Source organism: Thiobacillus denitrificans, from assembly GCF_001530125.1.
In the GTDB taxonomy this organism is placed as follows: Bacteria; Pseudomonadota; Gammaproteobacteria; order Burkholderiales; family Thiobacillaceae; genus Thiobacillus; species Thiobacillus denitrificans_C.
Map to the genome: position 1 here is coordinate 50,363 of NZ_LDUG01000061.1, position 9,594 is coordinate 59,956.

At 66.1% G+C, this 9,594-nt stretch carries 8 protein-coding genes; 2 read left to right on the plus strand and 6 right to left on the minus strand.

Features of this window, described 5'->3' with window-relative positions:
* Positions 1-11 precede the first annotated feature (11 nt).
* The gene (locus tag ABW22_RS16260) at positions 12-485 is read right to left on the minus strand and encodes a rubrerythrin family protein (protein ID WP_059759376.1); all 474 of its coding nucleotides are present in this window, start codon (positions 483-485) and stop codon (positions 12-14) included.
* A 176-nt stretch (positions 486-661) separates the two neighbouring features.
* Between ABW22_RS16260 and ABW22_RS16265 the strand changes: the two genes are divergently transcribed.
* Both ABW22_RS16265 and ABW22_RS16270 read left to right on the plus strand, forming a co-directional pair.
* The gene (locus tag ABW22_RS16265) at positions 662-1,093 is read left to right on the plus strand and encodes a DUF3617 domain-containing protein (RefSeq protein ID WP_059759379.1); all 432 of its coding nucleotides are present in this window, start codon (positions 662-664) and stop codon (positions 1,091-1,093) included.
* A gap of 9 nt (positions 1,094-1,102) precedes the next feature.
* Complete coding sequence (locus tag ABW22_RS16270; RefSeq protein WP_059759382.1) at positions 1,103-1,504, plus strand: YqaA family protein; 402 nt, start codon at positions 1,103-1,105, stop codon at positions 1,502-1,504.
* A 164-nt stretch (positions 1,505-1,668) separates the two neighbouring features.
* Here ABW22_RS16270 and ABW22_RS16275 read toward each other — a convergent pair whose 3' ends face one another.
* The 5 genes from ABW22_RS16275 to ABW22_RS16295 all read right to left on the minus strand — a co-directional run.
* Positions 1,669-4,740: an efflux RND transporter permease subunit gene (locus tag ABW22_RS16275; RefSeq protein WP_059759386.1), complete on the minus strand. Its 3,072-nt coding sequence runs from the start codon at positions 4,738-4,740 to the stop codon at positions 1,669-1,671.
* Between the two features lie 46 nt (positions 4,741-4,786).
* Entirely contained in the window at positions 4,787-5,932 is a 1,146-nt protein-coding gene (locus ABW22_RS16280) for an efflux RND transporter periplasmic adaptor subunit (RefSeq protein WP_237763389.1), read from the minus strand.
* A 189-nt stretch (positions 5,933-6,121) separates the two neighbouring features.
* Positions 6,122-7,528 carry a TolC family protein gene (locus tag ABW22_RS16285; RefSeq protein WP_237763390.1) on the minus strand — a complete coding sequence of 469 codons (1,407 nt, stop codon included), beginning with the start codon at positions 7,526-7,528 and terminating at the stop codon, positions 6,122-6,124.
* Between the two features lie 158 nt (positions 7,529-7,686).
* A complete protein-coding gene (locus ABW22_RS16290) occupies positions 7,687-9,030 on the minus strand; it encodes an ATP-binding protein (RefSeq protein WP_059759393.1) in 1,344 nt (447 codons plus the stop codon).
* A partial coding sequence (locus ABW22_RS16295; RefSeq protein WP_059759402.1) for a winged helix-turn-helix domain-containing protein occupies positions 9,027-9,594 on the minus strand: 568 nt, incomplete at its 5' end. The genes ABW22_RS16290 and ABW22_RS16295, both read right to left, overlap by 4 nt.

Consider the following 9,594-nt stretch of genomic DNA (forward strand, 5'->3'; position numbering starts at 1 on the left):
CAGTGATTCGTTCAGGCGGCAATCGCGTCTTTTTGCGCCTGGTAGTGCTTCGCGTGCTTCTCTTCCACTTTGGCCAGCGCGGCGAAACGCTTGGCTGCCTTTTCCAGCACGCTTTTGAACATCTCGGCGTGCGCTTTCGATTCGACGATCTGCTCGTCGATCTCGGCCACTGCGGCGTCATGGCCTTCCTGCATCGCCTCGTGACGGAACTTGGGATACATCTCGGTGTATTCGTGGGTTTCGCCATCGATCGCATACTGCAGGCACTTGGCCGGGGTCATGTCCTCGTCGGCGAACAGCAGCTCGGCGTGGCCAAAGGCGTGCAGCATTTCCTGTGCGGCTGTGTCCTCGAACACCTTGGCGGTGGCTTCGTCGCCGGCCTTGCGGCACTGGCGGGCGAACCACATGTACTTGATGTGGGCCATCGACTCGCCGGCAAAGGCGGCTTCGAGGTTCTGGATGGTCGGGGATTTCGTGTTCTGCATGATTCGCTCCTGTGTGGTTGATTTACGTTGTCAATCAAGACAGGTCGAATATTAGAGGCAGACAATAATTCGATCCAACGGATAATCTGGATAAACACGATTGAAAATATCAATCGCTTTAATCCGGGCAGGCACTATGCAACACTTTGCTTTCCTCAAAATCCCGGGAATCCACCATGCGCCCCCTGCTGACCGCCGCCCTGCTCATCCTGACCGCCCTGCCCGCTGCCGCGGCACCCACCCTGCAGCCCGGCCTGTATGACATTTCAATGCAGATCGTGATGAAAGGCATACCGATGCAGATGCCGGTGATGACGTTCCGGCAATGCCTCACCGCCCAGGATGTCGCCGACGGCAAGGCCTATGCCGCCAACGAGAACAAGGACTGCACGATCAGCAAGCTGAGTGAGCGCGGCAATCAGGTCAGCTATGACTTCAACTGCGCCATGCAAGGCGGCCAGCGCATGGTGGGCCGCGCCAGCGGCACCACCCATGCCACCGGCTACGACGTCCTGATGAGCGGGCGCTTCGTCCCGGCGATGGAAGGCATGGGCGAATTCAGCCAGAAGCTGAACGCGAAGCGTCTCGGCGACTGCACGCCGGGCTGACCGGCGGCGATGGACTGGACGCTGTTCGGGTCGGCGCTGCTGTCGTCCACCCTGTTTCCCGGCGGCTCCGAAGCGCTGCTGCTGTATCGCCTGCACCAGGGCGCCGACCCGTTTGCCAGCGTGGTGACGGCCACCGTCGGCAACGTGCTCGGCAGCCTCATCACCTACGGCATGGGGCGCTTCGGCCGACAGGCGGTGCGGCGCAGCGAAAAGGCCGAGCTACGCGCCGCGCGTGCCGAACGCTGGTTTGCCCGCTACGGCCGGCCCAGCTTGCTGCTGGCCTGGCTGCCGGTGGTCGGCGATCCGCTGTGTCTGGTGGCCGGCGTGCTGCGCGTCGGCGTGGGCAGTTTTCTGCTGCTGGTGACGCTGGGCAAGCTGGCGCGCTATGCCGCGCTGGCCTGGCTGGTTTAACTTAACAGTTCATTCACCACAGAGGCACAGAGGCACAGAGTTGAAAAACAGGAAAAGGTCCTGTACGCATCATTCGCCGGTTTGGAGACGGTAAGTCTTCCTGCAACCTATTGTTTTCTCTGTGCCGCTGTGTCTCTGTGGTTAACTGCCTTTTTCCAGTTTAATCAGGCGGACCGTGCCCGCCAGCGTCTGAGCGCCGCTTCCATCCGCGCCATGCTCACGTAGAAGGTGGGCGTGATGTAGAGCGTGAAGAACTGCGAGAACAGCAGGCCACCGACCACGGCGATTCCGAGCGGCCGCCGCGCTTCGGCGCCGGCGCCGAAGCCGATGGCGATCGGCAGGGTGGCGAAGATGGCCGCGAAGGTGGTCATCATGATGGGGCGCAGACGGACCAGGCTGGCTTCGACGATGGCGTCCTCGGCGCTCATCCCCGCGCGCTGCCGGGTCAGGGCGAAGTCGATCATCATGATGCCGTTCTTCTTCACCAGACCCACCAGCAGGATGATGCCGACGAAGCTGAAGATGTTGAGTTCCTCGCCCAGCAGCAACAGCACCAGCAACGCGCCAAAGCCCGCCAGCGGCAAGGCAGTGAGGATGGTGAGCGGATGGCCGAGGTGTTCGTACAGCACCGCCAGCACCATGTAGATGATCACGACGGTGAACAACAACAACAAGGGTAGCGTGACGGTTGACTCCTGGAATTTCTGCGCCGCGCCGGTGAGCTCGGCACTGACATCGGACGGCAGCACCTCGTTGGCGGCAGCCAGCGCCGCATCGAGCGCGGCGTTGAGCGACGCGCCGGGTGCCAGGTTGAACGACAGCGTGACCGCCGGCTGCTGGCCATAGTGATACACCGCGATCGGCCCCACGCCAGCCTCGATCTTGGTCACCGCATCGAGTCGGGTCAGTTCGCCCGAAGCGGTGCGCAACGGCAACTGGCCGAGGATGGACGGATTGAGCTGCGCTTCGGGCAGGATTTTCAGGCTGACTGTGTACTGGTCGTCGACGCCGTAGATCTCGCTGATGCGGCGCCCGCCGAGCGCGTCGTATAGCGTCTGCTGCACCTGCTGCGCGCTGATGCCGAGCCGCGCCGCCTGCACCGGGTCGAGGACCACCCGCAATTCGGGATTGCGCAGCTCGAGGTTGCTGTTGACGTCGACCAGCAGCGGCAGCTCGTCGAGGCGCTTCTCGACCGCGACCGCGGCGGCCTTCAGCGCTTCGAAATCGCTCGACTTCAGGGTCAGCTGATAGTCGCTGCTGGCAATCAGCGAGCCGACATTGATCGACGCCGGATTCTGCAGCGTGACATTGACACCGCTGACCTTGCGCGTCGCCGCACGCAATTCGTCGATCACTTCGTCGGCGCCGATGCGCGTATCGCGCGGCGCGAGGCGAATCACCAGCCGCCCGACATTGGACCCGCTGATGCCGCCCCCGGCCTGCCCGGCACTCGACATCAGGCCTGCGACCGCGGGATGCTTCTGCACGATGTCGGCGATGCGCTGCTGGCGGGTGGAAAGCTCCTCGAACGGGATGCCCTCCGGGTACTGGATGCCGGCGAAAATCATCCCGGAATCGACCCGCGGGATGAAGCCCTGCTTGACCTGGCCGGCCAGCCACAGCATGCCGCCCAGCACCGCCGCCGACAGCAGCAGCATGGCGCCGCGATGGCGCATGCTGGCGCGCAGGGTGGCGCCGTAAAAATCCTGGAAGCGCCTGAATCCCGCCTCGAAAGCGCGCGACACGGGGTTGTTGAGCGCTTCATGCGACAGCCCGCGCGCGCACAGCATCGGCGTGAGGGTCAGCGCCACCACGCCGGACAGCAGCACGGCGACGGCGATGCTGATGGCGAACTCCTGGAACAAGCGCCCGATCATGCCGCCCATGAACAGGATGGGCAGGAACACCGCCGCCAGCGACACCGTCATCGACACCACGGTGAAGCCGATTTCCTGCGTGCCGTCGAGCGCGGCCTGATAGCGCGACTTGCCCATGTCCAGGTGGCGCGTGATGTTCTCGATCACCACCACCGCGTCGTCGACCACGAAGCCGATCGCCAGGATGATCGCCATCAGCGACAGGTTGTTGAGGCTGTAGCCCGCCAGGTGCATGAAGGCAAAGGTGCCCAAGAGCGTGCTCGGCAGCACCAGCGCGACGATCACCGTGGCGCGCACATTGTGCAAAAAGGCGAAGATGACCAGGATCACCAGGACCAGTGCCAGAATCAGGGTGAAATTGACTTCATGCATCGAGTCCTTGACGAACAGCGAGCGGTCGAAATGGACCTGCAGGTTCACCCCGTCCGGCAGATCAGCGACGATCTGCGGCAGCATCGCGCGGATGCGTTCGGCCACCTCGACCGTATTGGCCCCCGGCTGGCGCTGCACCGCCAGCACGATGGCGCGGGTGCCGTTGTACCAGGTGCGCGTCTTGTCGTTTTCGACGCTGTCCTCGGCGCGCCCGAGGTCCTTCACCCTGAGCGCCACGCCATCCTTGTAGGCCACGATGATGTCGCCGAAGTCGGCCGCGTTGGCGAGCGTCACCGGCGCCTTCACCGTGTAGGCGCGGCTGGCGCCGTCGAGCGTGCCCGACGGCAGGTTGGCATTGGCAGACTGAACCGCCTGGGTGACGTCGGAAAAACTCAGCCCGCGCTGCTGCAACTTGGCCGGATCGAGATACAGCCGCAGCGCGTATTTCTGCGAGCCGAACACCAGCACCTGCGCCACACCGGAGAGGCCAGACAGGCGCTGCGCCACCCGCGAGTCGGCAATCGCGTCGAGTTCGGTCAGCGGCAGGCGCTCGGCCGACAGCGCCAGATAGAGGATGGGCGAATCAGCCGGGTTGATCTTGCGCAACTGGGGCGGATCCATGCCGGCGGGCAGGTTGCGCGCCGCCTGCGCGATCGCGGTCTGCACGTCCTGCGCGGCGGCGTCGATGTCGCGCGCGAGCTCGAACTGCAGCGTGATGCTGGTCGAGCCCTGGCTTGACTGCGAACTCATCGACTCGATCCCCGGCACCGTCGACAACTGGCGTTCCAGCGGCATCGCCACCGTGTTGGCCATGGTCTCGGGGTTGGCGCCCGGCAGGCTGGCGCTGATGCGCAGGGTCGGAAAATCAACCTGCGGCAGATCGTTCACCGGCAGCTGCTTGTAGGCCAGCGCGCCGAACAGCACCATCGCCAGCACCAGCATCAGCGTGGCGACCGGACGTTCGATAAAGATGCGTGATGGATTCATGTCGGGGCGCGCGAATCAAGTGTGAAGCGCATGGATTGTTTCGGCATCACGATCCCGCCTTGCCCGGTTTCTTTTCCGCTGGCGCGCCTTCGAGCTTGACCTGGCCGCCCGCCTTCAGCCGCTTGGGGACTTCGATCAGCACCGCCTCGCCCGCCTGCAAATCCCCCTCGACCACCAGCTGCCCATCGAGGCTGTGGGTCGCGCGTACCGGCTGCACCACCGCGCGGCCGTCGCGCACCACATAGACATACGTGCCTTCCTGCCCCTGCTGCAGCGTCGCCTCGGGCAGTACTTTCACGTTGGCCAGGCTACCCAGCATCAGTCGCAGCCGCACGCCCTGCCCCGGCATCAGGGCACCCGGCGACCCTTCGATCCGCACCTTCAGCGGCACCGCACCGGTGGCGGGATCGAGCTGGGTGTCGACGAACACCAGTTCGCCCCGCACGGCGGTCGCCTGCCGAGCGTCCGCGCCGGGTGAGTCCGGCGTCACCTCGGCCATCACCTTGCCCGCCGCGCGCGCCGCGATGACCTGCGGCCAGTCGGCCTCGGCCAGCCCCGCGCGCACGTCGAGCGCACCCGGCGCGACAATCGTGGTGAGCGGCTCGCCGCCGGCCTGCACCAGGCTGCCCTGACGGATCGCGATGCGCCCGACGCGTCCGGCGATCGGCGTGCGGATCTGCGCGTGACCGACCTCGATGCGCGCCGACTCCAGTTCGGCGCGCACGCTGCCGGCGCGTGCGCGCGCCGACTCCAGCGCCACCCGGGCGTCGTCGAATTCCTGCTGGCTGATGTAGCCCGGCGGCATCAGCGGCGCCAGGCGCGCCAGCTTCTGTTCCGCCTCGGCGGTTTCGGCGCGCGCGCCGGCCAGCGCCGCCTGGCTTTGCGCGATGCGCGCCTGTGCCGGCCGCGCGTCCAGCGTAAACAGCACCTCGCCCGCCCGCACCTGGGCGCCTTCCTGCACATGCTGCCGCAGCACCGTGCCGCTGGCCTGGGCGACGATCGCCACCTGCTGCGCCGCTTCCAGCGTGCCAGGCAGATCGATCACGCGCGGGAAGTCGCGCACCGCCACCGCCACGGTCTTCACCGCAAGCGCCCGCTCGCCGCCGCCTTTCTTGTCGTCACCAGTTCCCGCGATCTGGGTGCGATACACCACGCCGGCGATCAGCGCCAGCACGATGACGGTGACAAGCATGCGAACTTTCATCTTGAAAACCTCAATTCATTCACCACGGAGACACAGAGACACAGAGAAAACAATGGGTTGCAGGAAGACGTGCCATCACCAAACCGGTGAATGATGCGTACAGGACTTTTCAGGACTTTTTCTTTGCTTTTCAACTCTGTGTCTCTGTGCCTCTGTGGTGAACCGCATTTTCCAGGTTCATGGATTTCTTTCATATGTGATGGCGGGCAAGCGGCCCAGCGCATGGTTCAGACGGGAAAATGCGGCCAGCCAGTCGCTGTCGGCCTGCGCCTGCGCCTGCCGCGCGCGCGCCAGATCGGCCTGCGCGGTCAGCCATTCCAGCAGGCTGCCGATGCCGGCGCGATAGCGTGCCTCGGCGGCCTGCGCCGATTCGCTGGCGCTATCGAACTGCACCGCCACGCCCTCGCGCTGCGCCTGCGCGTGACGCACGTCGTGATACGCCTCGGTCACCGCCAGGGACACTTGGCTGCGCTGGCCATCGGCCTCGGCCTGCAGGCGCTCGGCATCACGCTCAGCGGCGCGCGCCTGTGCCGCCAGCCTGCCGCCGTCGAACAGCGGCACCGACAGGTTCACCCCGACGCTGTAAGTGGTCGACGGCGACCGTTCATCTTCCAGAAAAAAGGTGCGCCCGCTGTTGGCGGCCAGCGACAGGCTCGGCCAGCGCGCCGCCCGCGCGCGTTCGGCCTCGGCACGCGCGCTTGCTGCGGCGGCCTGCAGGGCGCGCAGATCGGGACGCTGCTGTTCGGCCTCGGCCAGCAGTTCGGCCAGCAGGGTCGCGCTATCCAGCACGGGCGGCGGCGTGGTTTCCCAGTCGAGCAGCAGCGGACGCGTCTGTTCGATGCCCGCCGCCTGTTTCAGCATGGCCTCGGCCTTGGCGATATCCCGCTCCGCCAACTGCCGCGCAAGCGTCGCTTCGCTCAAGGCGGCGCGCGCGCGCAATTGGTCGGCGCGCGCCGCCAGCCCGCCGCGCAGGCGCAGCTCGACCGCGTCGAAACTGGCCCGCAGCGCGGCTTCCTGCTCCGCCTGCGCCGCCCGCTGCGCGCGCGCGGCGAGCACTGCAAAATAAGCGGTCTCCACTTCGGCGACCGTGTCCTGCAGCGCGCGGTTGTTGTTCAGCAGCGCAGCAATCAGCTGGTAGCGCTGGGCGTCGATACTGGCTGCGCGCGCGCCGAAGTCGTAGAGCACATAGGCGAGGCCGAGACTGGGGCCATAGCGATGCAGCGTCGGTACCGACGCACCTGAACTCGACAGCGCGCGGCTCTGGGTAAAGCTCAATTGCCCGGTGAGGGTGGGCCAGTTGGCGGCGCTGGCGACATCCAGCCGCGCGGCCTCGGCCTGAATGCCGAGCCAGGCGGCACGCGAATCGGGACGCTCGCGCAGAGCGTGTTCGGTGAGTGCGGCCAGGCTGTCAAAGCGAACGGTGGCGGCTCGCGCGGCCGGCGACTGCGGCTGCACGGGAAGCGTATCGATCTGCAGCCAGAAAGTGCCAGGCCGCGCGGGCAGTTCGGGCGTGGCCGCGTAGCCCCACGACGGCCACAGCGCAAGCGATGCGCACAACAGGGAGCAATACGGAATGGGGTTCAAGGTAGGACGATTCTAAACGAGTCTCAAAGCCGACTGTGAAAAGCGTACGCGAGTTCCGGCCCCGTCTGGGCCGGGAAACGGGATACGCATGCCCTGTCTGGCCGGATGGGCCGAGCGCGCATGTCCAGCGGTGGATTCCTTATTGTTTGCGATTCGCTCTAGTCAAAGTTCGGGTCACCCCGTTTCGCTCTTGGCAAGGTCAACTTCGCCTCCAGTCCACCCGTGGGGCGCTGCGCCAGCGCGAGTGATCCGCCGCAACGCTCGGTAATGGCCACCACGATAGCGAGTCCCAGTCCGCTGCCGCGACCCGTGTCGCGCCGCCAGAAACGTTGCGTGACCCGCGTCAGCTCATCGGCGCTGAGCCCCGGCCCGCTGTCGCACACGCGGAAACAGACGGTGTCTTGCGTGGACTGAATTTCCAGACTGACGGGGTGTTCCGCCGGCGCGTGACGCAGTGCATTGTCGAGCAGATTGCGCAGCGCGGTGACGGCCAGCGCCTGCGGCAGCGCCAGTTCGACTTGGGGACCACCGCTGACTAATTCGATGCGCTCGGGTGTACCGGGTGCCGCATCGCGCATCGCCAGGCGGGCGACTTCGTCGGCATCCGTGCGCTGCGTCGCGTCCCAGGAAAAGGGCCCTTCCACTTGCGCCAGCGTCAGCAGTTGCTGCAAGGTGTGCTGCAGCCGCGACGCGCCTTCTTCCGCGTAATCCAGTGCCGTCTCGGCGTCCTTTCCGTGGGTGATGCGGGCAACTTGCAGGTGGGTTTTGAGTGCGGTGAGCGGCGTGCGCAATTCGTGCGCGGCATCGCTGGTAAAGCGGCGTTCGCGGCTGATGGTCATCCGCATTCTTTCCAGCAACTGGTTCAGCGTATCGACCAGCGGCTGCAACTCGCGCGGCATCGGCGCATCGGGAATCGGCGTCAGCGCATCCGGCGCACGGCGAGCCAGCGCCTGGCGCAGGCGTTCCAACGGCACCAGCCCGCTTCTGACGCCGATCCACAGCATCATCAGGCTGCCGATCAGCGCAACCACAAACGGCACGATCGCGGCGACCATCACGTCGCGCAGCAGCGTATTGCGCTCGGCCAGGCGATCCGCGGTGGTGATGCGCAAACCGTGCGCTTCTACGGTAAAGCTGCGCCAGCGCTCGCCGTCTATTTCGCGCTCGGCAAAACCAGGCGTGGTCGTTGCGATGGCGGCGGGCGCGGCGCCCGGGGTGCGCGCGAACACCTCGCCGCGCAGCGAGCTGACCTGGCAGGCGAGTCCTTTTGCCGTCGCCGGCACGGTCAGCGTGGAGACGCCTGCTGTCCCGCTGCGCGTATCCCACGCGGCAGGGTTCTGCGAGACCAGCCCGGCCACCATGCGCGCCGACATCGCGAGTCGCTGATCCAGCGTGCGGCGCATCTCGTTTTCCAGGTCGCGCAGCATCCACACCGCGACCCCGCCCCACAGCAGGCTCAGCGAGATGCCAATCATCAGCAGCAAGCGCAGGCGCAGGCTCATGCGCTCGCCATGTTGAAACGATAGCCGACGCCGCGCACGGTTTCGATCAGCTCGGCGCCGAGCTTGCGCCGCAGATGGTGGATATGCACATTGAGCGCATTGCTCTCGATCTCCTCGCTGAAACCGTACAGGCTGTCCTTGAGCTGGTCGACGCTGAGGATGCGCCCGCGCGCATGCAGCAACGCGGCCAGCAGCGCCATTTCGCGCCGCGACAACACCACCGGATGTCCATTCAGAGAGACTTCGCCGCGGTCCGGGTCGAGGCGCAACGCGCCCTGCTCGATGACATCCACGCTGCGCCCTGCGGCGCGGCGCAGCAGCGCATGCAGACGCGCGACCAGTTCGTCGAGATCGAACGGCTTGAGCAGGTAATCGTCCGCGCCGGCGCGCAGTCCGGCCACGCGGTCTTCCACGGCGTCGCGTGCGGTCAGCACCAGCACCGGCAGCGCCATACCGTCCGCGCGCCAGCGCTGCAGCAGGCTCATGCCATCCTCGTCGGGCAGGCCGAGATCGAGAATCACCACCTGGAAATGCACGGCCGACAGCATGGCCTCGGCCTGCGCC

Coding starts and splice junctions, on each gene's coding strand:
- ABW22_RS16260 (WP_059759376.1), bottom strand. CDS start 485: ATGCAGAACACGAAATCCCCGACCATCCAGAACCTCGAAGCCGCCTTT.
- ABW22_RS16265 (WP_059759379.1), top strand. CDS start 662: ATGCGCCCCCTGCTGACCGCCGCCCTGCTCATCCTGACCGCCCTGCCC.
- ABW22_RS16270 (WP_059759382.1), top strand. CDS start 1,103: ATGGACTGGACGCTGTTCGGGTCGGCGCTGCTGTCGTCCACCCTGTTT.
- ABW22_RS16275 (WP_059759386.1), bottom strand. CDS start 4,740: ATGAATCCATCACGCATCTTTATCGAACGTCCGGTCGCCACGCTGATG.
- ABW22_RS16280 (WP_237763389.1), bottom strand. CDS start 5,932: ATGCTTGTCACCGTCATCGTGCTGGCGCTGATCGCCGGCGTGGTGTAT.
- ABW22_RS16290 (WP_059759393.1), bottom strand. CDS start 9,030: ATGAGCCTGCGCCTGCGCTTGCTGCTGATGATTGGCATCTCGCTGAGC.